19 protein-coding genes are annotated in these 25,131 nt (G+C 43.8%); 10 read left to right on the top strand and 9 right to left on the bottom strand.

The window, feature by feature from the left end; translation table 11 throughout:
* Window positions 1-15: 15 nt before the first annotated feature.
* Window positions 16-993: an alpha-ketoacid dehydrogenase subunit beta gene (locus AC27KT_RS08255; RefSeq protein ID WP_061095031.1), complete on the bottom strand. Its 978-nt coding sequence runs from the start codon at window positions 991-993 to the stop codon at window positions 16-18.
* Window positions 993-2,180: a thiamine pyrophosphate-dependent dehydrogenase E1 component subunit alpha gene (locus AC27KT_RS08250; protein WP_487128969.1), complete on the bottom strand. Its 1,188-nt coding sequence runs from the start codon at window positions 2,178-2,180 to the stop codon at window positions 993-995. The genes AC27KT_RS08255 and AC27KT_RS08250 overlap by 1 nt, the downstream gene beginning before the upstream one ends.
* 517 nt (window positions 2,181-2,697) lie before the next feature.
* On the opposite strand from AC27KT_RS08250, the gene AC27KT_RS08245 reads away from it, so the two are divergent.
* Window positions 2,698-6,666, top strand: a complete 3,969-nt coding sequence (locus AC27KT_RS08245) for a S8 family serine peptidase (RefSeq protein ID WP_487128967.1) — start codon at window positions 2,698-2,700, stop codon at window positions 6,664-6,666.
* A gap of 41 nt (window positions 6,667-6,707) precedes the next feature.
* On the opposite strand, the gene rmuC is transcribed toward AC27KT_RS08245, so the two are convergent.
* Entirely contained in the window at window positions 6,708-7,997 is a 1,290-nt protein-coding gene (gene rmuC, locus AC27KT_RS08240; protein ID WP_487128965.1) for a DNA recombination protein RmuC, read from the bottom strand.
* A 232-nt stretch (window positions 7,998-8,229) separates the two neighbouring features.
* Window positions 8,230-9,759 (bottom strand): fumarate hydratase, encoded by a 1,530-nt coding sequence (locus AC27KT_RS08235; protein WP_136781537.1) that lies wholly within the window; start codon window positions 9,757-9,759, stop codon window positions 8,230-8,232.
* Window positions 9,760-10,027: 268 nt separating this feature from the next.
* Between AC27KT_RS08235 and pabB the strand changes: the two genes are divergently transcribed.
* The 3 genes from pabB (at window position 10,028) to AC27KT_RS08220 (ending at window position 13,629) form a co-directional block, all read left to right on the top strand.
* The gene (gene pabB / locus AC27KT_RS08230; protein WP_487128963.1) at window positions 10,028-11,467 is read left to right on the top strand and encodes an aminodeoxychorismate synthase component I; all 1,440 of its coding nucleotides are present in this window, start codon (window positions 10,028-10,030) and stop codon (window positions 11,465-11,467) included.
* A 62-nt stretch (window positions 11,468-11,529) separates the two neighbouring features.
* Window positions 11,530-12,102, top strand: a complete 573-nt coding sequence (locus AC27KT_RS08225; RefSeq protein WP_487128961.1) for a CoA pyrophosphatase — start codon at window positions 11,530-11,532, stop codon at window positions 12,100-12,102.
* Window positions 12,103-12,255: 153 nt separating this feature from the next.
* On the top strand, window positions 12,256-13,629 hold the full coding sequence (locus tag AC27KT_RS08220) for an L-serine ammonia-lyase (RefSeq protein WP_487128959.1): 1,374 nt from the start codon (window positions 12,256-12,258) through the stop codon (window positions 13,627-13,629).
* Between the two features lie 78 nt (window positions 13,630-13,707).
* Here AC27KT_RS08220 and cysB read toward each other — a convergent pair whose 3' ends face one another.
* Window positions 13,708-14,682 carry an HTH-type transcriptional regulator CysB gene (gene cysB, locus AC27KT_RS08215; protein ID WP_014949524.1) on the bottom strand — a complete coding sequence of 325 codons (975 nt, stop codon included), beginning with the start codon at window positions 14,680-14,682 and terminating at the stop codon, window positions 13,708-13,710.
* 208 nt (window positions 14,683-14,890) lie between these two features.
* Here cysB and AC27KT_RS08210 point away from each other — a divergent pair, with 208 nt between their 5' ends.
* Both AC27KT_RS08210 and AC27KT_RS08205 read left to right on the top strand, forming a co-directional pair.
* Window positions 14,891-15,595, top strand: coding sequence for a sensor histidine kinase (locus AC27KT_RS08210; RefSeq protein WP_487128956.1), 705 nt, complete (start codon window positions 14,891-14,893; stop codon window positions 15,593-15,595).
* 94 nt (window positions 15,596-15,689) lie between these two features.
* A complete protein-coding gene (locus AC27KT_RS08205; protein WP_487128954.1) occupies window positions 15,690-16,448 on the top strand; it encodes a hypothetical protein in 759 nt (252 codons plus the stop codon).
* Between the two features lie 32 nt (window positions 16,449-16,480).
* Here AC27KT_RS08205 and AC27KT_RS08200 read toward each other — a convergent pair whose 3' ends face one another.
* Entirely contained in the window at window positions 16,481-17,374 is an 894-nt protein-coding gene (locus tag AC27KT_RS08200; RefSeq protein WP_487128952.1) for a LysR family transcriptional regulator, read from the bottom strand.
* A 122-nt stretch (window positions 17,375-17,496) separates the two neighbouring features.
* On the opposite strand from AC27KT_RS08200, the gene AC27KT_RS08195 reads away from it, so the two are divergent.
* From AC27KT_RS08195 to AC27KT_RS08180, 4 genes are all read left to right on the top strand, one after another.
* A complete protein-coding gene (locus AC27KT_RS08195; RefSeq protein ID WP_487128950.1) occupies window positions 17,497-18,204 on the top strand; it encodes a CoA transferase subunit A in 708 nt (235 codons plus the stop codon).
* The gene (locus AC27KT_RS08190; protein WP_487128948.1) at window positions 18,204-18,857 is read left to right on the top strand and encodes a CoA transferase subunit B; all 654 of its coding nucleotides are present in this window, start codon (window positions 18,204-18,206) and stop codon (window positions 18,855-18,857) included. Before AC27KT_RS08195 ends, AC27KT_RS08190 begins: the two co-directional genes overlap by 1 nt.
* 263 nt (window positions 18,858-19,120) lie before the next feature.
* Window positions 19,121-20,446, top strand: coding sequence for a DEAD/DEAH box helicase (locus AC27KT_RS08185; protein WP_487128946.1), 1,326 nt, complete (start codon window positions 19,121-19,123; stop codon window positions 20,444-20,446).
* Between the two features lie 241 nt (window positions 20,447-20,687).
* Window positions 20,688-21,026 carry a hypothetical protein gene (locus AC27KT_RS08180; RefSeq protein ID WP_487128944.1) on the top strand — a complete coding sequence of 113 codons (339 nt, stop codon included), beginning with the start codon at window positions 20,688-20,690 and terminating at the stop codon, window positions 21,024-21,026.
* A 332-nt stretch (window positions 21,027-21,358) separates the two neighbouring features.
* Here AC27KT_RS08180 and AC27KT_RS08175 read toward each other — a convergent pair whose 3' ends face one another.
* The 3 genes from AC27KT_RS08175 to AC27KT_RS08165 all read right to left on the bottom strand — a co-directional run bounded on the left by AC27KT_RS08175 (window position 21,359) and on the right by AC27KT_RS08165 (window position 25,080).
* A complete protein-coding gene (locus AC27KT_RS08175) occupies window positions 21,359-21,832 on the bottom strand; it encodes a (2Fe-2S)-binding protein (protein ID WP_487128942.1) in 474 nt (157 codons plus the stop codon).
* 3 nt (window positions 21,833-21,835) lie between these two features.
* Window positions 21,836-24,160, bottom strand: coding sequence for a molybdopterin cofactor-binding domain-containing protein (locus AC27KT_RS08170; protein ID WP_487128940.1), 2,325 nt, complete (start codon window positions 24,158-24,160; stop codon window positions 21,836-21,838).
* Window positions 24,161-24,831: 671 nt separating this feature from the next.
* On the bottom strand, window positions 24,832-25,080 hold the full coding sequence (locus AC27KT_RS08165) for an EF-hand domain-containing protein (protein WP_039220280.1): 249 nt from the start codon (window positions 25,078-25,080) through the stop codon (window positions 24,832-24,834).
* Window positions 25,081-25,131 lie beyond the last annotated feature (51 nt).

Here is a 25,131-nt window from a genome sequence, read left to right as displayed (position 1 = left end):
TCATCGTCCCCCGGCTTAGTAGTGAAGCGTACGTTTTATGGCTTCGTACGTCTTTGTTTCATCTGGCATATATTCTTTTTCGTGCGCCAAAGGATACGGCGTGTCTAAACCACACACTCTTGCAATAGGCGCTTCAAGATATAAGAAACAACGTTCCTGAATGCTCGCTGCGATTTCACTCGCAAAGCCACCCGTTAGCGGTGCTTCGTGGTTTATCAATAAGCGACCTGTTTTCATTACAGATTGCATAACCGTTTCAACGTCCCACGGTAATATGCTGCGTAAATCGATAATTTCACACGACACACCATCTTCAAGAGCCATTTCTGCAGCTTTTTGCAGAATTTCTATTTGCGCGCCCCACCCTAATAAGGTGATATCGCTACCTTCTTGAACAATATCTGCCTTACCTAATGGCAGTTCGTAATCTTCTTCAGGCACTTCCGATACAGAAGCACGGTAAAGACGTTTAGGCTCCATAAACAATACGGGGTTTTTATCGCGAATTGACGCAAGCAACAAACCTTTCGCCTGATATGGGTCACGAGGGATAACAATCTTTAACCCTGGGCAGTGAGCGAAGAATGCCTCTGGTGATTGACTGTGGTAGTGGCCGCCTGCGATACCGCCACCATAAGGTGTACGAATTGTTAGCGTACCAACATCGAACTGACCGCCTGAACGGTAGCGCCATTTAGCCGTCTCGTTCACAATTTGATCGAACGCAGGGAAAATGTAATCACCAAATTGAATTTCAGCAACAGGTACAGAGCCTTGTGAAGCTAAGCCGTTGGCAAAGCCGATAATGCCTTGCTCAGTAAGTGGCGTGTTAAAGCAACGTGCTTTGCCGAATTTTTCCTGAAGGTGACTGGTTGCACGGAACACGCCACCAAAATGGCCCACGTCTTCACCGAAGACCATTACTTTTTCATCTTCGGTCATGGCTGTGATGAGTGCATTGTTTATCGCTTGAAGTAGGTTCATCTTAGCCATTACTTTACTCTCCCTGCTGTTTTAGGGTACATCTTCGGGTACTTCTTAATATGCGCTTTCAGTTCACTAAGTTGCTCTTTTAAATGCCAAGGCGGTGTGTCGTATACGTCTTCAACAATATCCTCAATGGCACAGACGTCTGTCTTTTCGCAACTCTTCATTGCAGCTAATACGTCTTGTCTTGCTTTATCGACGCGCTTTTGGTTCTCCGCTTCGTCAAACCAGCCCTTGCTGTCTAACCATTTCGCCATACGAGCGATAGGATCTTTTGCACGCCACTTATCTTCTTCTTCACGAGAGCGATAGCCTGTTGGATCATCCGACGTGGAGTGAGCCGCTAAACGATAGGTCATGGATTCAATAAGCACAGGACATTTCTCTTCAATGGCAATACGACGCGCTTCTTTTGTAGCTGCGTAGATGGCTAACGCATCGTTACCATCAACACGGATGGTTTTAATACCGTAACCCAAACCACGAGAAGCAATGCCGTCGCCCGCGAACTGTTCTTCTGCTGGTGTTGAAATGGCGTAGCCATTATTACGGCAAAAGAAAATAACTGGGCAGTTAAGTACCGCCGCCATGTTTAACCCTGCGTGGAAGTCTCCTTCTGACGCTGCACCTTCACCGAAGTAACAGATAGTAACCACATCTTTACCGGACATTTTCTGGCCATAAGCGTAACCAGATGCTTGAGGGATCTGTGTGCCTAGCGGTGATGATATGGTCATGAAGTTGAGTGGCTTGTCACCATAATGGATAGGCATCTGACGTCCTTTGTTCGGGTCGTCTTTATTGCTAAACATTTGGTTCATGAATTGTTCTGTGGTGTACCCGCGGTACGCTAATGCGCCCTGCTCACGGTACTGAGACATGATCATGTCGTCGTCTGATAATGCTGCAGCACTTGCTACTGACGCTGCTTCTTCACCTGTGCTTGCCAAGTAAAAACTAATACGACCTTGGCGCTGTGCACCCACCATACGCTCATCTAATACACGTATGTAGTGCATGGTATTAAATATTTTTAATGCCTCTTCTTTGCTAAGGTCAGGTTCGACTGCTTTCTCAATGAGTTCACCTTCAGCAGAAAGGATTTGCAGCATTGGGATATCAACAACCCCTTTAGTAATAATTTCGACCTTATTTGTTGTTTTTACTTCGGCCAAATGATTTCTGTCTTTCACGTTTGTTCCCCTTAAATATGAGGGTTAATAGCGACTTATAGAGTTTGGAATATGCTAGATGAGGAGAAGCAGGAGTGTCTTACTTATTAAAAGGTATTTTTTTAAATGGGTGAAATAGCCATACTCATTTAGTTTGGTTGGGAAGGATAATCGTCCTAAAAACGTAAAACATATGTAAATTATATGATAACACAGTAGGATATTCCTCATCAGGAAAGTGCGTTTCTGTATTGAGGTTCGTTATATTAAATGTTTATTTATGTAATTTTATTTCAATAAATATGCGGATTCCCTGCACTTTTACGCGTAAATTTTCTAGTTTTATTTCATGACCAAGCTTCTTCCAAATGTAACAAAATATGTAAATTGTGTATTTCTGAAATACACATTACATAACCTCAAAAAGTGTGCTAACAATAAATGTGTCATGACGACTTGAAGTGATTAAAAAGGCAAATGACCTTTAGAGCGTTACAAAGATCGTCAGACCCAGGGAACTTTTCACACGAGAATAATTATGAAAAAAACAATTATTAGCACGGTAGTTGCCACCGCCTTAGCAGGTTCTGCTTTTGGTGCGTTTGCACTATCAAATCAAATTTCCGGTCATAGCGTTGAACAACAAAACGCTATCGAAGCATCTTTCGACAAGAAAAACATTCTTGCAAACGCTATCCAAGTAAACAGCGATAGTGTTCGTGTAATTATCCAACTGAACGATGCCCCAATGGCACAGTTTAGTGGAGTAAATCCAAGTGTAAGCAGCATGTCTGCGCACAAAGGTCAAAAGGTTAACTTTGCTTCTAACGCCGCAAAGGAATACAAATCATTCCTAGCTGCTAAACAGCAATCTGTTATCCAACAAATTAGAGCTTTCGATAAATCATTTAAAGCTGACCTATCTTACACAGCAGCATTCAACGGCTTTGCGGGTATCGTATCTAAAAGCTCACTTGATAAGCTTTCAAGCCTGTCAAATGTTAAAGCAGTCTACCCAGATGTTATTCATCATGCGCAAATGGACGCAAGTCTTGACCTAATTGGTGCTGTTGAGACGTGGGAACAATTTGGCGGTAAAGAAAGCGCTGGTGCTGGTGTAAAAGTAGCCGTTATTGATAGTGGTATTCGCCCAGAAAACCCACTGTTTAGCGGTGAGAACTTTGAAGCGCCTGCTGCAGATACGCTACCTACAGACGATTACTGTTCAGAAGTTCCTGATTTTTGTAACAACAAGCTTATCGTTGCGCGTGCAGCTGACATCGTAGAAGGTTTCGCTGTTGTTGAGGAAGAATATGAAAGCCCGCTAGGTTTCAACGGTCACGGTACGCACGTTGCCGGTACTGCCGTAGGTAACTTCGGTGTAATGGCTGAGCGCGACGGCGCTGAGGCAGAGATTTCTGGTGTTGCACCAGCCGCCTACTTAATGGCCTATAAAGGTCTTTATGCTACCCCGGCAAACCCAGCATCTTCTAGCGGTGCATCATCAATGTTGCTATCAATGTTAGAAGCTGCACTTGTAGACGGCGCTGATGTTGTTAATAACTCGTGGGGCGGCGGCGCTGGCGGTAACCCTAATGGTTCTGTATACGAGGACGTGCTTGAAGCCATGCACGATGCTGGCGTAGTAACAGTATTTGCAGCGGGTAATGATGGCCCAGGTGAAGGGACTATAGGTTGCCCAGGTTGTTCTGAAGACGTTATTACTGTAGCTGCGACAACGACAGATCGCTTATTTGCTAATGAGTTGACAATTGAAGGTGACACTTCAATTGGTACTATCCCTGCGCTCTACTCTGTTGGTAACCCTAACATCGTTTTTGATACCGCTTTAACTGCACCTGTTGTTTATGCTGGTGAAGTTGCAGAGGCTAACGTTGAAGGTTGTGAAGAGTTTGCTGCTGGTGCGTTTGACGGTGCTATTGCGCTTATTAGTCGTGGTACATGTGGATTCGTAACGAAAATTGAAAATGCTGAAGCTGCGGGTGCAGTTGCGGTTGTAATTCACAACGTTGATGGTCGCGGCGAAGCTCCTATCTTAATGGGCGGCCTTAGCCCAGAACAGACTGTTCCTTCATTTATGGTACCTGCAACGCCGGGTCAAGAGTTAGCAACCCTAATCTCAGGTACTGAGGAAGCGGTAAACATTACAATCGGTGCTGAAGTAGTTCGCGTTGTATCTGAAAGCTTAGCGGACATTATGGCCGACTTTAGCTCACGTGGTCCAAACGGCGATCCAACGTTCCTTAAGCCGAACATTGCCGCACCGGGTGTAAGAATTTTCTCTGGTGAATCTCCGGATGCTCCTAATCATGAAGGCGAGAACTTCTCGTTTAAAGGTGGTACGTCAATGGCGTCTCCACACGTAGCTGGCGCAGCGGCTCTACTTAAACAAATGCACCCAGATTGGACTGCACAACAAATTAAGAGTGCCCTTGTAACTTCTTCTATCCGTGATGTACTTAAAGAAGATGCAGCTACTCAAGCAGACAACTTTGACATGGGTGCAGGTCGTCTAGATCTTCCTCGTGCTACTAGTGTTGAACTTACTTATAGCGACTTGAGCCTAGTAGATGGTAACTGTTATCTGAACTGTGAAATGTCTATAACGGTAACAAATACAAGTGACGAAGATGTAACTGTTGATGCAACAGCGATGTTCAACGACCCTGCAATTGTAGCAACCGTTACACCGCAAATGGCTACCCTAGCAGCAGGTGCTTCAGCTGAGATTATGGTCGCGGTAGACGTAACTACTGCCTCTACGGGTTCATGGTCTTTTGGTGGCATTAACTGGACAGATACAGACGACACTACGACAGATTACTTTATCCCTGTAGCGGTTTATCCAATTAGCAGCGATGAGCCTTCGTTATTCGATAGTGACGTTAGTAATCAATTCGCAGCTGAAGGTGAACTAGTCGTTACTGAAGCATTTGCTACTAACACTGATGTTACTGGTATGATTAGTATTTCTGGTGAAATTGATCACAAATACGACATCAACCCGTCTACGATTTCTGCTGTTAAAAACGGTAACCAAGAACCTGTAAGCTACGACGCTCAATCAGGCACGGTATATTGGGAAGGTGCACTAAACACTGCGTCATTCTCAATGAATGCAGACACCACAATTGGTGACCTACTTGAAGGCTTCGGCTTAGGTAGATACGTACCTATGGCTTCAATTGGTGTTGCTCCGCTTGTGTGTTCTGGAGCGTGTGATGATGCGTCTATTGAAATTAGCTTGCCGCGTACTATCACCTATCTAGGTGCTGAGTACACTACCATGCAGATTTCTTCAAATGGTTTTGTATCACTAGGCACAAGCTCAGGTAACATTACTACTCCGTTTGCTGAAGTGCTTCCTAACCTAAGCGAGCCTAATAACATTGTTGCTCCATATTGGACTGACTTGGATTTAGCTGGTGGTGGCGCTGGTACGGGTAGCATTTATGCGGTAAGCCTGACAACAGGTCACTTCGTTGTTGAGTGGGAAAATGCTCAGATTTGGAATGAAGACGGTACAAGCTTTAACTTCCAGCTATGGTTTGAGTACGAAACAGGTAACGTGAACTTTGTTTACGGTCCAATGGACACGCCAGTGTATGCAACTGTTGTTGGTGCAGAGAATTCATCTGGTAGTGTCGGTACTACGCTTGCTTCACTAACGTCAGCAGGCCTCCAAGGCACCCTTCCAGTTGAAGGTGATGAGTTCGTACTAACGGCTAATGCAGGCGATGAAGTAACAATCAGCTACGCAGGTACTGTGGTTCCTTCAAGCGAGTATATGGACGATATGCTTTCAGTAAACGAAGATGCGTCGGTAACGGCTAACATTCTTGCTAATGAAATGGATAGCACCATCATTAACACGTTTACTATGGAATCGCTTTCAGGAGACTTCCGTACGTTTACGCCTATCACTATTGATAAAGCGCCACTTGACCCGTCAACTGTTACAGTTACTACTGAAGCGGCAAACGGTACAGTGACGGTTAACGATGATGGCACGGTTACTTACACGCCAAATGCAGACTTCTTCGGTGAAGACGCATTTACCTACACAGTTCAGGTTGAGGGCACCACTACCGACGCAGGCGAAGTTGTTGAAGGCGACATCGTAGGCGAAGGTACGGTAACGGTAGCGGTTGCAGGCGTACAAGATGCACCTGTCCTTTCAATCTCTGCGCCATCTAGCGTGGACGAAGGTGAGTCGTTCACCGTAACCGCATCAGCCACTGACGCAGACGGTGACGACGTTACAATCACTATTGACGGTGTTGAGACAACGTCATTTACTGGAACTGCACCAAGTCACGAGCAAGCTAATCGTGTAACCGTTCAAGTAACAGCAACCGACGGTATCGATACAACCACAGATAGCGTGACTATCGTAGTTAACGATAAGTCTGGTGGTTCTATGGGTTGGATTGCACTGCTTCTAGCTCCAGCGGTATACCTACGTAGACGTATGAAACGTTCATAACGTTCTCTTCATAAGTAAAAAGGCCGCAATCGCGGCCTTTTTTAATCGTCGTTAGAAAGTTGCTGTAAATGCTGAGACATCCGTTTACTCGGTTGTACCCCTAGTTCACGAAACTTCTCAATTTGCCTGACGATATTCCCTCGCCCGCTAGTTAATTTATTCATGGCTTGCTCATAACTTGCTTGTGCGCTATCCATAGACTTTCCTACCTTTTCCATGTCGACGATAAAGCCAACAAATTTGTCGTAAAGCTTTGCCGCTTGGTCAGCAATTAGCTGGGCATTTTGATTTTGGTATTCATATTGCCAAATATTGTTAATGGTTCTTAATGCAACCAGTAAATTTGTGGGGCTTACTAGCATTATGTTGTGATTTAGTGCCATGGTAACTAATTCGGGCTCTTCTTCAACTGCGATAAGAAATGCTGGCTCTATCGGGATAAACAGCAAAACGTAATCCAGCGTTTTAATGCCTTGTAAGGTTTGATAGTCTTTTGCGCCAAGGCCCTTAATGTGGCCTTTTATGGATGCTACATGTTGACTTAAATATTGCGCCTTCTCGGTTTCATTGTCGCAATTGTAATAGCGCTCATACGCGGCAAGACTTACTTTTGAGTCAATAATTACGTCTTTATCGTTGGGTAAATGAACTACGACGTCTGGTTGAAAACGCTTGCCTTGATCTGATGTTGCTGACATTTGAGTTTCAAATTCATGACCCTCGCGTAAACCAGATTCTTTGAGTATCCGCTCAAGCACTACTTCGCCCCAGTTTCCTTGCTTTTTATTGTCACCTTTTAGTGCATTGGTCAGCGCTGCAGCTTCTTCCGTAATTTTCTGGTTGAGTGCCTTTAAACTTAGAATCTCTGTTTTAAGTGAGGCTCGTTCTTGGCCTTCACGTATATGCTGCTCAGATATTTGGCGTTTGAAGCCCTCTAATTCGTTCTTAAACGGTGCCAGTACAGCTTCTATATTGTGTTTGGTTTGTTGCGTGTAACGCTGTTGCTTTTCTTCGAATATACGATTTGCTAGATTTTCGAATTGCGTATGCAGACGCTGTTCAGATGCGTTCATAGACGCTAGTTTATCTTCATGCGCAGCATGAAGCGCCTGAATTCTTGCTTGGTGCGCATCGTTTTGTGCTTGAAGCTTGGCAATAGCAATACGCTCGCTATTCAAGTTATTTTGTAGCTGTTCATTGATTTGCTTAAGCTGCGCTATCTTGGTGGCATTCGACTGGCCTCGAATAAATGAATAAAGTGAAAAAGCACACACACTTACGAAGGCTATTAGAAAGGAAGTGGGTTCGCTAGAAATAAGGTTAATTAACATAGTGCACGTTCATACTGTTATTTTGTACAGCACTATAAACAAAATCAGATAAATATACCAACTGGTATAAATTTAAAATGGAGTTGGGGCGAAACGACTAGCACGTAAAACTTTAATAAATGAAACTACACAAATGAAAACGGGTGCTATTGCACCCGTTTTTTGTATCGTGGCAAGAAACCTAATTGGCTTTCTTAAGCAGAACGCTGCATCTTAAGTTTTGCCTTCCTCTCTATTTAGATAGCGAGGCATCAAGTTCCTCAATTTTTGCTTTCCAAATGGCTGGGCCATTCTTATGAGCATTGGCACCCGTGCTATCTACTGCAACGGTTACTGGCATGTCTTCTACGTCGAACTCGTAAATGGCTTCCATACCTAAATCTTCAAAAGCAACAACGCGAGATTTCTTAATGGCTTTTGATACAAGGTATGCTGCACCACCAACTGCCATTAGGTAAACCGCTTTATGTTTAGCAATTGAGTCAACGGTTGCTGGACCACGCTCTGCTTTTCCAATCATGCCAATAAGGCCTGTTTTCTCTAGCATCATGTCGGTAAATTTATCCATACGGGTAGCCGTTGTGGGGCCAGCTGGACCAACCACTTCGTTACCCACTGCATCTACAGGGCCAACGTAATAGATAAAGCGGTTAGTTAGGTCAACGCCCTCAGGCAAACCTTCACCGTTTTCCATCATGGTTTGAATGCGCTTGTGAGCAGCATCACGACCGGTAAGCATCTTACCTGACAGCAGTACCGTTTCGCCTACTTTCCACTCTTGAATGTCTTCTTTTGTAACTTCATCAAGGTTGACGCGGCGGGTGTTTTCGCTCACTTCCCAGGTTACTTCTGGCCAGTCTTCTAACTTAGGTGGCGTAAGCTCCGCTGGACCTGAACCATCTAAATAGAAATGTGCGTGACGAGTCGCCGCACAGTTAGGGATCATTGCTACAGGTTTTGACGCAGCGTGAGTAGGTAGCGACTTAATCTTAACGTCAACAACAGTCGTTAAACCACCTAGGCCTTGCGCACCGATACCCAACTTATTTACGCGGTCAAAAATTTCTAAACGAAGTTTTTCGTCGGTAGTTTGCGGGCCGCGCTCAATAAGCTCTTGAATGTCTACTGGGTCCATAAGACTTTCTTTCGCAAGTACTGCTGCTTTTTCAGCCGTACCGCCAATACCTATACCAAGCATTCCAGGCGGACACCAGCCAGCGCCCATTGTCGGCAATGTTTTTACTACCCAGTCAGCAATATCATCGCTTGGGTTTAGCATTACCATTTTTGATTTGTTTTCAGAGCCGCCGCCTTTAGCCGCGATCATTACTTCGATCTTTTCACCCGCTACCATGTCGATATGCACAACAGATGGCGTATTGTCTTTGGTGTTTTTACGCGCACCGGCAGGGTCAGCAACGATAGAGGCGCGAAGTGGATTGTCTGGATTAAGGTATGCACGACGTGTACCTTCATCAACCATTTCTTGAACGGTCATGTCAGTTTTATCCCACGTCACACCCATACCAACTTTAACAAAACAGGTTACGATCCCCGTGTCTTGACACAAAGGGCGCTTACCCTCTGCAGACATGCGTGAGTTGATAAGAATTTGTGCCATCGCGTCTTTCGCGGCTTGGCTCTTTTCCTTTTTATAGGCTTCTTCTACGGCTTTAACGTAATCAAGCGGGTGATAATAAGAAATAAATTGCAGGGCATCTTCAATGCTGTCAATGAAGTCTTGTTGACGGATAACGGTCATGACATCCTCTTTTTATTTGGCTTTCGTGGTCTTAGCTAGCTAAAAAAGCGTATACTAGCGCATCTAAAGACAACGCACCATGTAAAACCATGTGCTTGTGGCTAATTCCAGTCATTTTTAAAAACTATGCTGAAGGAATATCTGAAAAAGCAGCCGAATGTCATCAGTTATTAGCCCTTATTTGTCAACGCCCGTTAGAAATAGAAGGAAGTTTGTGCTTAATTCAAGCACCAAACGCCCACGATAAAAAGAAGTACAGAAAACACCTATGTCACACGCAGATACTATTCACGTTCATGTTTCCCGTTTCACTGCAGAGGAATTAGCCGACATATTAACGCTAAATTGTGACGAGAACACAGCCGTTTTCAATGCACTTTTTAAGCGAGTCTCTTCACACCCATATTCTCTTTTACTGGATACTTCCGGTTCGTCGAAAAGTGAAGGTCGCTTCAATATTATGGCATTTTCGCCTTCTGCAGTTATCGAAGCAAAAGGTGACAAGGTTCAACTTATCGAACTAAACACTTCAAAGCGCCAAGACTTGACACTGGCCCCCTTCGAAGCGGTGCAAGCACACTTACATGCGCGCGTTTCAAATGTGCAGATACATGCCAGTGTAAATACAGCGCACCTCCCTTTCATTATCGGTGTGGCTGGTATGGCAGGCTATGACACTGGGCGCTTTTATGAAACGATGCCAAGCATCGCCAAAGATGACTACGAAACCCCTGATTTCGCGGTTGGCCTTTATCTTCGTTCGCTTATTGAAGATACAAAAACAGGTTATATCTATTATTGCTCGGTTGATAGTCAACCGCTGACTCAGGTTTTTTCTTCGTTCAACGACAAAACATCTGAGCCAAATTTCAAGTTAACGTCGCGGTTCGAATCAAATTTATCTAAAACGGACTATGAAGCTTGTTTGAATAAAATACACGCCTATTTGCGTGCCGGTGACTGCTACCAAGTAAATATGGCGCAACGTTTTAGCGCAGCGTTTGAAGGAAATGTGTGGCAAGCCTATTGTGAGCTACGCAATCAAAATCAAGCGCCATTTTCAGCTTTTTATAACCTTCCCCAAGGCTGTATCGCTTCCATTTCACCAGAACGCTTTCTACGCGTTAAAGATGGGGTTGTAGAAACAAAACCAATAAAGGGTACACGCCCACGATTTGAAGACGAGAAAGAAGATGCAGCCAGTGCACAGAGCTTGCTCTCTGCAGAAAAAGATCGTGCAGAAAATCTTATGATTGTGGATCTGCTGCGCAACGATATTTCAAAGCACTGCAAACCTCACTCGGTAAACGTACCTGCACTCTTTGCTCTTGAAAGTTATCAGGCTGTGCACCATTTAGTTAGTACGGTAACCGGTAAATTGAATGAGTCTTCTTCGCCTTTATCCCTTCTGGCATCAGCATTTCCTGGGGGGTCAATAACTGGAGCACCGAAAATCCGTGCGATGGAAGTAATCGATGAGCTAGAGCCTCACCGCCGGAATATCTACTGTGGCAGCGTGTTCTATATGGGTTTTCGTGAAGACATGGATTCAAGTATTTGTATTAGAACCGTATTGGCAGAGAACCGTCGATTACATTGCTGGGCCGGAGGTGGTATTGTGCTAGATTCGGTTTCTAGCGAAGAATATCAAGAAACCCTAGATAAAGTGTCTAGAATACTGCCAGTACTTGAATCAATTAACCAATAGCACAGTATCTGTACGTAATGTGTTAGCACAAAGGTAAGCATATAGGTTGTAAGCAAATATCTATGACAAAGAACGAATTTCTATCACAGTTTCACCACCTAAGGCAGCCTCACACCGAGCCAGATTTTCCGTTGCGAAAAACAGGACGCCCTGCGGCTGTGCTTATCCCCCTGATAGATTATGGGAATTCGCTTCAATTATTGCTTACCGAACGAGCGCACCACCTCAAGCATCATCCAGGTCAAATCAGTTTTCCAGGCGGCGCGGTCGACAAAGCTGACAATTCTTTTTTTGACGCGGCACTTAGAGAAGCAGAAGAAGAAGTTGGTTTACCCGCTACTCACGTAGACGTAGTAGGCATGTTGCCTAGATACCGAACAATAAGCGGATATGAAATTGCGCCAATTGTTGGCTTTGTAAATCCTGACTTTACGCCGATTATTGATAAAAATGAGGTAGAAAGTGCTTTTGAAGTGCCCCTAGCACATGTTTTAGACAGAAGAAATCATTTAGTTCACACGACGCATCGCGATAAAAAGGCATTTCCAATTTACTTTATCCCATGGAAAAACCGCATGATATGGGGCGCAACGGCGGCAATGTTACGCAATCTATCTCATCATATTCATCCTTAGCCTGTGTATTTGCTTATCCGCTCTTGCGTGTACTATAAATTAAACTTTACAGCGTATTAGCAAAACTAATCCCTTTATTAGCTTTTCTGTATTGTGGTTTTTCCGTGGTGGATGCATGATCTTACTATTACTTTGTTTTAATTTTGAAAGTTTATGATCAGTGTATTTGATATGTTCAGCGTGGGCATTGGCCCATCGAGTTCGCACACCGTAGGACCAATGAAAGCAGGCGCCGAGTTTGTCACCGAACTCGCTCAGGAAGCTGCGCTTTTTGATTCAGTGGATAGCGTGAAAGTTGAACTGTTTGGGTCATTAGGCCAAACCGGTATCGGCCACGGAACAGGAAAAGCTGTTATCCTCGGTTTACTAGGAGAACTTCCAGACGCTGTCGATGTGGACAGCATCGAGACTAAACTTGAAGAAATACGCAACACGGAAAAGCTTTGCCTTAATGGCCAGAAGTTAGTGCGCTTTCCTAACAAAAACGCCATTGTTTTTCACCGCCGTAAAACGCTCCCCAAACACGCTAATGCCTTAACGTTTTATGCGTACGCGAAAGATGAGCTTGTAAAACAGCAAACTTATTACAGTATTGGCGGTGGTTTTATCATAAAAGATGAGGACTTTGACGCCACTAAAGCTCACGCAGCCAGCCTACAGGCATCTGTTCCCTTTCCTTTCAAAACCGCTGGCGACCTTTTAGCGTTGTGCAAGAATAATGGTTTGAGTATTAGCTCATTAATGCTGCGAAACGAAGCGACTTTTAGGCCAAAGCACGAAGTTAAACAACAACTTCATAATATCTGGTTAGTAATGAAAGCCTGCATACAACGCGGTATTGAAAGCGAAGGGATTTTGCCTGGCGGTTTGAAAGTGGTACGTCGTGCTCCTGGCTTGTATCGTCGTCTTCAAACTGAACATACGAACGATCCCATGCAGACCATGGACTGGGTGAACTTGTTCGCTTTAGCAGTAAATGAAGAAAACGCAGCTGGAGGCCGAGTTGTCACCGCACCAACTAATGGTGCAGCGGGTATTATTCCAGCGGTGCTACAGTACGTTGATAAATTTATCAGACCTGTGGATGAAGAAGTAGCAAGCCGCTTCCTGCTTACTGCTGGAGCCATTGGTATTCTTTACAAAGAAAACGCGTCGATTTCTGGTGCTGAAGTTGGCTGCCAAGGAGAAGTGGGTGTTGCGTGCTCAATGGCTGCAGGAGCGTTAGCGGAAATTATGGGTGGTACGGCCGCTTCGGTTGAAAATGCTGCTGAAATAGGTATGGAGCATAATCTAGGTCTAACCTGTGACCCTGTTGGTGGCCTTGTTCAGGTGCCATGCATTGAGCGAAACGCCATGGGCGCAATCAAAGCCATTAATGCTTCTCGTCTTGCTCTGCGCGGAACTGGTGAGCAGAAGGTTTCATTAGATAAGGTTATTAAAACAATGCGCGATACAGGTAACGATATGAAAACTAAATACAAGGAAACCGCACGAGGTGGACTAGCAGTGAATATTATCGAGTGCTAAGCCGGATAAATCAGTCAATAAGATACAAAAAAGGGGCATTTGCCCCTTTTTCAATTTATGCTCACAAGCTAAAAAACTTTATTTCACCGGAAGCGTTACGCCTTTAAACATCTTTTCAACTTCCTCATTGTTTTTCAACATCATGGCCTTCTCGACCTTGTCTTTTGTTAGGTGTGGCGCAAAACGTTCAATAAAGTCGTACATGTAGCTTCTTAAGAACGAGCCTTTTCTAAAGCCAATTTTGGTAGTGCTGTAATCGAATAAGTGACTTGCATCTATTTTTACCAAATCATCATCTAGTTCTTCACTGACTGCCATGGAGGCTATTACGCCAATACCTACTCCTAAGCGTACATAAGTCTTAATTACGTCGGCATCGGTAGCGGTGAATACAATCTTTGGCGTTAGCCCAGCCCTTTCGAAGGCTTGGTCTAACTCAGACCGTCCTGTAAAACCGAAAACGTACGTAACTAATGGATACTTTGCGATATCAGAAATATCGATAGTGCCCTTTTTCGACAGCGGATGATCTTTGTTTACGATTACACTGCGATTCCAGTGATAACAGGGAAGCATGACCAAATCGTTGTATAAGTGCAGAGCTTCTGTGGCAATAGCAAAATCTGCTTCGCCTTTAGCTGCTAAGTCGCTAATTTGCGATGGCGTACCTTGATGCATATGCAGTGAAACTTTGGGATACTTGCTCATAAAACCCTGTATGACATCAGGTAATGCATAACGGGCCTGCGTATGGGTAGTAGCAATATTCAGTTTACCTTGGTCAGGAAGTGTGTGCTCTCTAGCCACGGCTTTAATACTTTCAACTTTCGCCAAGATTTCACGCGCAATATTAATTACGTCGTTGCCTGCGTCAGTAACGTGTGTAAGGTGCTTTCCACTACGGCCAAAAATTTGAACGCCTAGCTCATCTTCTAACATGCGAACTTGTTTGCTAATACCAGGTTGAGAGGTATACAAACTCTCTGCAGTTGCCGACACATTCAAATTATTATTGAGGACTTCTACGATATAGCGTAGTTGCTGTAGCTTCATATTTTACACCGTTTAAAGGAAAGACTGACACGTTACTCCCACCGTTATAACCAAAACTACTGTTTTTTACTAGTTGCTATTACAAAATTTGCATTATAAAGTTGAATTTATTTATTTTTTTACAAATTTACGCGTAATTTGCCCTTCATTGTTCAATCTCTTCTACAGTATGTTTAGGGTGAAATAGTCGCACGGCGTTTAATAGTTAATGAGTAGCAGTAAACAGGTTACATCCACAATTGATTTTTCATCGGTACTAGCTGCAGCTGTACACGATATGAAAAACTCACTTTTTCTTTTGATTCAGTCTATTGAAACGCTAAGCGATACCCTCTCTCCGCGGAACACAAAAGCAAGAGAACAAGTTGCCAGTGTTCATTATGAAGCGTCTAGGCTTAACACTAACCTTGTCCAGATCCTCTCTTTATACAGAGCAGAGCTAGAAAGCCTACCCATAACGGTTGACGAAAGTTTTCTAAAAGATTTAGTAGAAGACGTTATTGGCTCAAACGCACTTTATGTAGCTCAAAAAAATATTAATATAATCATTGATATTGAAGAAGACTTGAGCTGGTATTTGGACAGTGAGCTAATTTATTTACTTTTGAATGACGTCATTATAAACGCTATGCGCTATGGGACATCAAACATACTTGTTTCAGCGCATGTCGACGATAATGATTTTATGACGTTAAAAATTGAAGATGATGGTAGTGGTTACCCAGACGAAATGTTATCCAAAAGCCACGAAGATTTGTGTGACTTTGAATTAAGCCAAGGCCGGACAGGTCTGGGGCTATTTTTTGCCAAACTTATTGCAAGTGCGCATTCACAAGGCGATAGAAATGGCACTATTGCCCTATTAAATGGTGGATGTTTCGGTGGAAGTGTATTTGAAGTAAAAATACCGTAGTATTGTCCGATAACAATAGATAATTCAGAAAGTAACGCTCGCGTTTAAGAAAAAACTGGCGTTATAAGAAATAAAAACAGACGGAAACACACGCATGTACGTGATCATTATTATTTTAATTGTTGTCTTGCTTATTGCAGCTATTTTCATAAATGCAATACAACAACATCGACAAAAGCAAGAGGCGGAGCGACGTACTGAGCTTGCTAAACAACGCACCCTTGTCGATGAAACCGAAAACGTTATCGCTGCAAGTGTAAACATGCCGGTTTCGTCAAGGATCATGGGCATCCTCCACAACCGTATCCTCAATGCGCTTAAAGCAATTAACGAGTTATCCAGCACTGCTGAACTGAAGCAAAGAATTTCTAATAGCGAACAAGCAACTGCTGCGGCGCTCTCTGATAACTCCGGGGCAACAGCTGAATTTTCATTACCTGATAATGACAAGATGATTATTCAGTACATCCAAGCAGTTAAACGACTCCGCATTATTCTTCGTTCTGAGCATAGCAAAGGCCAAATCGATTCAAAGGTGTTCATGGATGAAGATAAGCAGCTTGAACGCTTGCAAGTAAAGGTAAATGTAGAAACATTGATTAAGCGCGGCCGTGCTGCATTACAAACCAATATGCTTGGATCCGCAAGACAGTATTTCGAGAAGGCAAAAACTGCACTAGAAAATCAAAATCCTCAAGACGAATATTCTGCGTCCAAGCTCGCTTCACTTAATGAGTGGTTACACGATATACAAAGTAACCTTAAGAGCGTTAACGAAAAGGATCGCGCTAAGAAGCAGGAAGAAGAAAGAGACGAGCTAGACGAACTCTTTGCGCCGAAGAAAAAGTGGTAGGTTTCGATTCTGCAAAGAGTCTATTTGGCGCATTATGCCTTTCTTGCATAATGCGCAAGGGCTAAGTCCCACATCGATTGAGCCGGTAGCGATAGTCCTTTTCGCTCATTTCTTATTATTCCAATATTTTTAGTCAAAGGTTCTTCAAATATTTCTTTTGCCACTAGCCCCAATCTCTCCATTTGGGGCTTACAAATTGCCGGCATAATAGAAATACCCAATCCATTTTGAATAAGTTTTCCGAGCGTAGATAACTGCCCCGTTTCAGCGATAATATTTAATTCGCCATACTGCGCTAGCTTCGATTCGGTCCAATGGCGTACCGCAGACCCCCTATTCATCATCACTAATGGAAGTGTTAGACAGTCCTGCCAATGTAACTTGTCCCCGAAATGCGCTGATTGTGCTTTATTGGTCACAACAACAAACTTATCAGCGAAAAGGCCTTTAAATACTAAACCATCTTTTCGCTCTGGTTCAAACGAGAAACCAATTTCACTACGACCACTAGTAACTTCATGGATAACTTGCTCCATCACCACATCCACTATTCGCAGGTTAACGTTTGGAATACGTTGATGAAAAACTGACAAGATATTCGGTAGGTGAGATTCTGCAAATGATGGCATAGCGCAGATGGTAAGCTGCCCTTTCGCCATAGCAAATAAATTTTGAATATCAGAAAATGTATTGTCCCAGTCGTGCAGTAGCCTCAAAGCATTTGGAAACAACACCTCTCCCTCTGGTGTTAGGCTAACATTGCGTGTATTGCGTTGAAATAACTTACCGCCTAACTGCTCTTCCATTTTTTTAATTGCCGATGACAAAGCTGGCTGTGTTAAATGTAGATTTACCGCGGCTTCAGCAAAGGTTGATGACTTGGCCACTTCTACAAACGCTTTTAATTGACGGTATGAAACATCCATAAACTTTTCAACTGATCCCAGCAATTAATAAATAAAATTTATTAATTACAAGATTAATTCGATTTTACAAATTAAGCAACAATGTTGATACTTATTTTTAACAAATGCATTGGAGATAGAGAATGGCGGGATTTAACAAAGTTGTATCCTCATACGAAGAAGCAATGGCTGGCCTTGAAAATGGTATGACAGTTATTGCGGGCGGTTTCGGGTTGTGTGGTATACCCGAAGGACTGATAGGCCAAGTTAAGAAAATGGGCGTATCAGGACTTACTGTAGTTTCAAATAACTGCGGTGTAGATGGATTTGGCTTGGGTCTGTTACTAGAAGACAAACAAATAGCAAAAATGGTGTCTTCTTATGTAGGTGAAAATGCCCTGTTTGAAAAACAACTGCTTAACGGTGAGTTGGAAGTTGAGCTTACACCTCAAGGAACGCTGGCTGAAAAAATGCGCGCTGGTGGTGCTGGCATTCCTGCTTTCTACACTGCCACAGGTTATGGTACGCCTGTTGGTGAAGGAAAAGAAGTCAAAGAATTCAACGGTCGCCCTTATATTCTTGAACATGCTATTACTGGCGATTTTGCCATTGTAAAAGCATGGAAAGCAGATACTTACGGAAACTGTATTTATCGCCATACAGCACAAAACTTTAATCCTATGGCAGCTACTGCAGGTAAAATCACTGTGGTAGAAGCAGAGGAAATTGTAGAGCCTGGTGAATTGAACCCTAGCGAGATCCACACTCCAGGGATTTATGTAAACCGTGTTATTCAAGGTTCATTTGAAAAACGTATTGAACGCCGTGTAGTTAGCAAGGAGTCAGTGTAATGCTTAGTAGAGAACAAATCGCAATGCGCGTCGCTCAAGAGTTTAAAGATGGCGATTACGTAAATTTAGGCATAGGTATCCCTACCCTTGCCGCTAACTATGTGCCAGATGACATTAGTGTGATGTTGCAGTCAGAAAATGGTCTTTTGGGCATGGGACGTTACCCGACTGAAAGTGAGATTGACGCTGATATGATAAACGCTGGTAAAGAAACGGTAACGGCTATCACAGGCGCGTCTATTTTTAGCAGCGCCGAGAGTTTTGCCATGATCCGCGGTGGTCACGTTGACTTTACTGTACTTGGCGCATTTGAGGTTGATGTGTCGGGTAACATTGCTTCTTGGATGATTCCAGGCAAACTAGTTAAAGGCATGGGCGGCGCTATGGATCTCGTTGCTGGAGCAAAGAACATCATCGTTACAATGACCCATACCGACAAACACGGTAACCCAAAACTACTTACCGAATGCACCTTACCGTTAACCGGTGTGAACTGTATTACGCGCATTATTACCGACTTAGCAGTGCTGAGTGTTGAAGACGGCGCATTTGTGCTTCAAGAACGTGCACCGGGCGTCAGCATTGACGAAATTAAAGAGAAAACGAGCGGAAAGCTTGTTGTTCCTGACAATGTACCTGAAATGCAGTTTTAAACTCTGCGTTTAATTGTGCTTCTCATTTAATTGTGCTTCGCAATGCCGCGCTTATCATTTAGCATTTATGCTCTTTTTGGTAAGCGCGCACCGTTGAGTTTACGCACACTTTTGCTTTAACTTTATATTCTTAGTTTAGTAACGATTGTTACCCGTGCCCGCCTTTAGTATGCAAACTTATAAGCCTTTCCAATAAACCTTTTAATGCACCGTGCATTAAGGGATAATGCGCCGGAATGTCATTTTAAAAAGGCTATACCTTCTTGCTAGTTACTGATTTACCTGTTCACCACAAAATTATTTCAAAGCTCGAAACGAAAAACATTTCGACACTAACCGAAATTCAAGAACGCACTATACTGCCTGCTATTCAGGGCAAAGATATTATTGCGTCATCAAAAACGGGGTCAGGTAAAACCTTCGCCTTTTTAGTGCCAGCTATAAACAGGCTAATGTCGCAAAAAGCCCTTAGTCGTCAAGACCCACGTGCACTTATTCTTGCGCCAACTCGCGAGCTAGCCAAACAAGTTTTCATTGAAGCTAAATCAATGTGTACCGGGCTAAATCTTACTTGTTCACTTATTGTAGGTGGTGAAAACTATAACGACCAAGTTAAAGCGCTTCGCCGTAACCCTCACATTATCGTTGGTACAGCTGGTCGTGTAGCTGACCATCTATTAGATAAAAGTGTGTATTTAAACGGTTTAGAGTTGCTTATCTTTGATGAAGCCGACCGAATGTTAGACTTAGGCTTCTCTGCTCAGCTAAAAATGATTAACGACTATGCTGATCACAGAAAGCGTCAAACTATGTTGTTTTCTGCCACGCTCGATAATATTGAGCTAAAGCATATGACAACGCAGTTAACCAAAGGCGCTGTTCGTGTAGCTGTAGGAGACTCAACCGCAGAGCATGGCGATATCGAACAGAAGTGCTTCTTTGCAGACAATGTTGATAATAAAGATCAAATTTTACAATTTGAGCTAACCAATCGTACCTATAACCAAGCTATCGTATTTACTGCTACCCGTGAAGATACAGACAGAATTGCAGCCTTGCTTAACGAACAGAACTTAGAAGCTATTGCGCTTCGTGGTGATATGCTACAAAGCCAACGGGCAGCAGTAATGAGTGCGTTTGCGCGTGGACAGCACAGTATTCTGGTTACTACCGACCTTGCTTCTCGTGGACTAGATTTATCAAAAGTAGGATTGGTGGTTAACTTTGACCTTCCCAAAAACGTTGATGAATATATTCACCGTATCGGCCGTACAGGCCGTGCTGGGCAAAAAGGCGAAGCATTCTCGCTAATTGGCCCTCGTGATTGGAACAGTTTTGAAGGGCTTAAGAATCACCTTCAATATGCATTAGAGTGTTTACCACACGACGAATTTTCGGCGTCTTTTAAAGGTTTTACGCCGAAGAAAAAAGTATCGAAAAAATCAAATGCGAAAAATGGTAAAAAGCGCGTAGCGAAACCAGCAAAACTCGGTACTAAAAAGCGTGTCGATACTATGTCTGGAGAAGATATTGGTATGGTTCCTGTTAAGCGTAAACCTAGAAACACTTTGTCTGACGACGACGAATAAAACTCTATATCGTAGTTTGACCCATCACCGCCGCTAGTCACAATTCACTGTTGAATAGCGGTGCGTAACCTTTCACTTTGTTTTTAATCACATTTTCTTACAGCTCTTTGATGGAACACCTTGCCATCAGATGTTCTACTACGCATATAGCAATAAAGCGATTGTGCTGACTATACGCGTCAACTATTTGTAACACTGCATGAACGCGGCACACTCCCCCTTTAAAATGGATTTTAACCACATGAAATTTGTAAAGTTCGTTTCGTTTGCCTTGATTACAGTAATAGTCGTTGTGGCATTCTCCTATGAAAAAATAATAACACGCGTATTGTTAGCCCAGTACATAGAATGGGCACATGAAACAGATATGAAAGGCTTAAAAATAGGTCAACCGTTGAACGAACAAGAATTGGCGCTAGCGGCGGTGATAGGCATAAAACAGCCCAAGAAAGTACGAGTTGTTTATGTAGATGAAGTTGTCACCCAACATTTTTTCAACGTGGCTGAATACGGTTACGATAAAGCCCCACTAGAAGTAGAAGCGTCCGCAGCCAATAGAGTATACAGCGCCGATTGGTAATTTATATTCACCGAGGATTCCTTTTTAGGGAGCCGGTTGTTGTTTAGAGAAGCGTTTGTGTTGAAGGTTCGTTTAAGAGAAGATACTGACATTCTTACTTTTATTCGACTACTTCCGTTTTGTGCTAAAAGCTGCCGTTTAAATATTTGTAATTAAACGGCAGAAGAGTACGTAAAGCAGCCCTCTAATTAAAAGCAGTGAAATTCATGCAATTCGCTTTAAGCAGTCTACAAGGCCACTAACCCTGTAGGCGAAATACACAGATTAGTTCTGAGCTTATACAAATTAAGATGTTCTTCTCAGACCAACCCATTTCCCCACAAATTAGCCTCTTATGTTGTCTGCTGAATCAAAGCTGCAGCATGTTTAATGGCTTTCCGAATCCTATGATAGGTGCCACAGCGGCAGATGTTGTCGCTCATAGCTTCATCAATGTCATCATCGTTGGGATTGGGATTAGACTCCAAGAGTTTGACGGCGGTTAAAATTTGTCCCGCCTGACAAAACCCACACTGAGCGACATCTTCGTTTATCCATGCTTCTTGCACCGGATGCAGAATGTCATCAACCGCAAGCCCTTCAATAGTGGTTAGCGATGCACCCTCCACTTCTTCCATCGGAACAATGCATGGGCGGGCTAGTTCCCCGTCTTTAAAGATAGTGCAAGCGCCACACACGCCAACACCGCAACCATATTTTGGGCCAGTAATACCAAGTCGATCACGCAAGAGATACAGGAGCTCATCGTCGTTTTCAGCGTCGATAGAAACCGGGTTATTGTTAACATTAAATGTAATTTGTGGCATGAATTAACCCTCTGGATAGAAGTCACGAAGTGGAAAACGACGTGGTGCAATTCCCGTCGCCCTGGCAAATGCGTTGGCTATCGCCGCTGCCGCCGCAGGCACTACCAACTCGCCTGCACCTCCCGGTGTTTCTCCGTTAGGCGGCATAAAATGCACTTCAATATCCGGTGGCGTGTTGCGCATTCGAGCAATTTCAAAATCGCCGTAACTGCTCTCGCGTATTGCGCCATTGTCGAGGTGTAAACTGGTGCGAATCATGTAGGTAATGGCATCGGTTGCCGCACCGATAACTTGTGCCTCAAGGCCGGTTGGATTCAATACTCGGTTCACATCCAGCGCGACAACAATCTTGGTGACTTTACTTTCTTTCTCCGGATCTTTGAACGTTTGCAATTCAACAAGCACGGCAGCTCGAGACTTATACTCTTTATGCAACCCGAGGCCCTGGGCACGTCCTTTTTTCATTCTCCTTCCCCAATTGCCCTCTTGAGAAACTTTCCGCAGAACAGCTTTGGAGCGCTCATCATCAAGCATTTGTAATCTGAACTGGCATTCGTCCTTGTTCATTGCGCGTGCCAATTCGTCAACAACTATCTCGTTTGCGACGGCAGCTGTGCCGGAGTAGATGCCGCGCCAAGAGGAGGTTGGCACAACGAATTTTTTTTCGTTTAGCAGCAAGGAAGTTACACCAAACTTATATTGCACTAGTTGCGTTGAGTGCCAGACTGTCTGGCTGAAAGCAGCGGGCGCTAATTCTCCTCCCAATGCAGTAATACCGTCGCCAAAGCCATGTTCGAGATCCAATTCAGCGGTCGCAGCGCGATGGTCAAACGACAACACTTTTTTGCCAATTAAAAAACCTCTAGTGTAAGTCGCTTTTACGTTATGCAAGCTGAGCGGTCGTGCGCGGCCAAACTTTGTGTCGTCCTGTCGAGTAAACATAAGTTTGATGGGGCGGTTTACAATTTGTGAAATACGCGCGCCTTCAACGGCTGCATCAAAAAATAAGCGACGGCCAAATGAGCCGCCGCTCTGAATTACATTCACCTCGACGTCAGTGGGTAAGACTCCAAGGTCACGCGCAATTTTGGCTTGTGCTGCAAGTGGCGTCTTGGCGCCAGTCCATATCCTGATCTTTGAGCCGGTTGCATCGGCAACTGCTGTCATGGTTTCCATAGGGGCATGTGCCAAATAAGGAAAGATGAACTCGCCGCCAACCGAATCGGTAGCCAGAGGAATATTAGGTAAGGTTGGCAGGTTTATCGCACGTAACTGCTCAATGACATCGGCGTCAGATAGATTTTCGGCAGCACCCACACTCCATGAAATATTGAGTGCATCACGCGCACGAAATGCTTCGCCAAAGGAACGCGCAACAACGGCCACGCCAGAGGAATTTGCATCAACATCCAACGGAACTTCTTTGATGGCAAGGACGCCGGGCAGGCCTATTGCCTCAGAATCGTCAAACGTGATCACGCGACCACCTAAGCTGGGTGGCCTAGCGACCACAGTGGGCATCGCGTCTGGTACTACGTCGAGATCCATCGCGAAATCTAGTCTGCCGGTAACAATATCGCGCGCGTCAACCCGCTTTTGCCGCGTACCGATAATTTTGTATTGTGACGGATCTTTAGGCTTTGCCAGTCGAGCGGCATCGTTGCGCCCCTCAACACCTGCGGTGAGCTCAGAGTAAGCAATGCGGCTGCCATCGTTATCAATTGCAAAGCCATTTTCTGTACTAATTTCGTTCACAGAAATCCCGAAATGCACTGCGGCTGACAATTTTATCTTATACAACAGCGCTGCCGCGACCTTGCGCAACGGATCCCAGAGAGAGGTTACGGCGTGAGAGCCCCCTGTAATTTGACCAGTCGCTCGTCTGATTTCTGCCGGAGATAAAGTCGCATCAATTGAGGACATTTCAACGTCCAGCTCTTCGGCAAGAATCATCATTGCAGCAGTTAATATACCTTGCCCTACTTCCATTCTTGGAAGCTCAAAACGGACACGGTTATCATTCGTTATCTTAATTAAATAATCGTAGTAGAAAGGGTCACCGGAGATAAGCAACAGATCTGTTAAATCCAGCTCATCTGCAAGCTCCGGTATTCCTAACAACCGGGCGTTGGCATCCTGAGGACGTATAGCTCCGCTAGTTATATGTAACGCAACAGCAAAACTCGAACCCTTAAGCATGTAACCAATAAACTTTCTTCGTCCGGTGTTTTCTAACTCGACAACGTGTTCGTCATCACTACCGGATTGATCATGTTTCTGTGAGGAGGTAATCGTCTCTATTTGTTCTGCATGGTTGCTTTTTGTCATAAATTCTCCGTTTCAGATCAAGACCTTCAATCGTCAACTTCAGCTTAAGAAAAGTCGTTTCTTTAACGTAGCTATTTGCAGCTTGCTAAATGAATGTTAATACGATGTTATCATTTCGTATACTTTAATTGACATTAAAAATAATTAATGTTGAAGTTGGGGGTCCCCTTTTGTAAGGAGCATATCTTCTGTGACTTGGATTGTTGAAGTTAATTAGGCTTTAAAACTCACCCGCTTATAAGGTCGATATTCCGCTTTCCAAAACGAAGCATCGGTACTCTGTTCAAGTTGCTCGTCTGAGATTTCTAAGGCTCATCCCTCTGTAATAGCGATTTAACCCACTGCTAACTTGATTTTCTTTTTTCAAATCAACAATATAGAAAACTGAGGCCAAGAACGAAGTTTAAGGAAATTTTCCGAATATCCGCTCATTGTCTGGAGCGGGCTGGCGAGTTAGAAGTATTCAATTGAAATTAAGGCTCGAAGCCGACACTGAAGACGATTCTAAGAAAGCTATATCTCACTCCCAACATGAATCACCAAACTCAACGCATAAAAAAACGAGTGCTTAAAAGCACTCGTTTCAATGGGTTCTTTAGGTGGGCAATTCTTTTACGCTTAATCAAGCATATCGAAAGACTTTGCTAAAGGTAGTGTTACTAAGTTTGAACCTAGTACTCCCACCATCCTTCTTGCCACCACTCCAAAAACTCTTCAAAGTCGATGTAACCATCGTCGTTACTATCGATAAGCTTGAAGCCTTCTTGTACGTGGCTAGCTTTCGTTTTTGGTGAAATAACGGTTAGAAGCTCGATGAACTCCGGCAAATCGATTTGGCCGTTGCCATCACGATCGAAAAAGCTGAAGTCCTTTCTAATTTCTTCAATTTTAGATTCTGAAAGTTGAGTGCTCACTCGCATTCCTTATTTCAACTGCAATAAGCACGAGTGTAACGTCCTTCTTTCTAGCTG

Source organism: Alteromonas sp. 5NW40-0090, assembly GCF_057552975.1.
This window is presented reverse-complemented; position numbering and strand designations above follow the sequence as displayed.

Bases quoted from the DNA above. Each gene is read 5' to 3' on its own strand.
- AC27KT_RS08175 (WP_487128942.1), bottom strand. From the start codon at position 21,832: ATGCCACAAATTACATTTAATGTTAACAATAACCCGGTTTCTATCGAC.
- AC27KT_RS08195 (WP_487128950.1), top strand. From the start codon at position 17,497: ATGGCGGGATTTAACAAAGTTGTATCCTCATACGAAGAAGCAATGGCT.
- cysB (WP_014949524.1), bottom strand. From the start codon at position 14,682: ATGAAGCTACAGCAACTACGCTATATCGTAGAAGTCCTCAATAATAAT.
- AC27KT_RS08165 (WP_039220280.1), bottom strand. From the start codon at position 25,080: ATGCGAGTGAGCACTCAACTTTCAGAATCTAAAATTGAAGAAATTAGA.
- AC27KT_RS08200 (WP_487128952.1), bottom strand. From the start codon at position 17,374: ATGGATGTTTCATACCGTCAATTAAAAGCGTTTGTAGAAGTGGCCAAG.
- AC27KT_RS08170 (WP_487128940.1), bottom strand. From the start codon at position 24,160: ATGACAAAAAGCAACCATGCAGAACAAATAGAGACGATTACCTCCTCA.
- AC27KT_RS08255 (WP_061095031.1), bottom strand. From the start codon at position 993: ATGGCTAAGATGAACCTACTTCAAGCGATAAACAATGCACTCATCACA.
- AC27KT_RS08190 (WP_487128948.1), top strand. From the start codon at position 18,204: ATGCTTAGTAGAGAACAAATCGCAATGCGCGTCGCTCAAGAGTTTAAA.
- AC27KT_RS08245 (WP_487128967.1), top strand. From the start codon at position 2,698: ATGAAAAAAACAATTATTAGCACGGTAGTTGCCACCGCCTTAGCAGGT.
- AC27KT_RS08235 (WP_136781537.1), bottom strand. From the start codon at position 9,759: ATGACCGTTATCCGTCAACAAGACTTCATTGACAGCATTGAAGATGCC.
- rmuC (WP_487128965.1), bottom strand. From the start codon at position 7,997: ATGTTAATTAACCTTATTTCTAGCGAACCCACTTCCTTTCTAATAGCC.
- AC27KT_RS08220 (WP_487128959.1), top strand. From the start codon at position 12,256: ATGATCAGTGTATTTGATATGTTCAGCGTGGGCATTGGCCCATCGAGT.
- AC27KT_RS08180 (WP_487128944.1), top strand. From the start codon at position 20,688: ATGAAATTTGTAAAGTTCGTTTCGTTTGCCTTGATTACAGTAATAGTC.
- AC27KT_RS08205 (WP_487128954.1), top strand. From the start codon at position 15,690: ATGTACGTGATCATTATTATTTTAATTGTTGTCTTGCTTATTGCAGCT.
- pabB (WP_487128963.1), top strand. From the start codon at position 10,028: ATGTCACACGCAGATACTATTCACGTTCATGTTTCCCGTTTCACTGCA.
- AC27KT_RS08210 (WP_487128956.1), top strand. From the start codon at position 14,891: ATGAGTAGCAGTAAACAGGTTACATCCACAATTGATTTTTCATCGGTA.
- AC27KT_RS08225 (WP_487128961.1), top strand. From the start codon at position 11,530: ATGACAAAGAACGAATTTCTATCACAGTTTCACCACCTAAGGCAGCCT.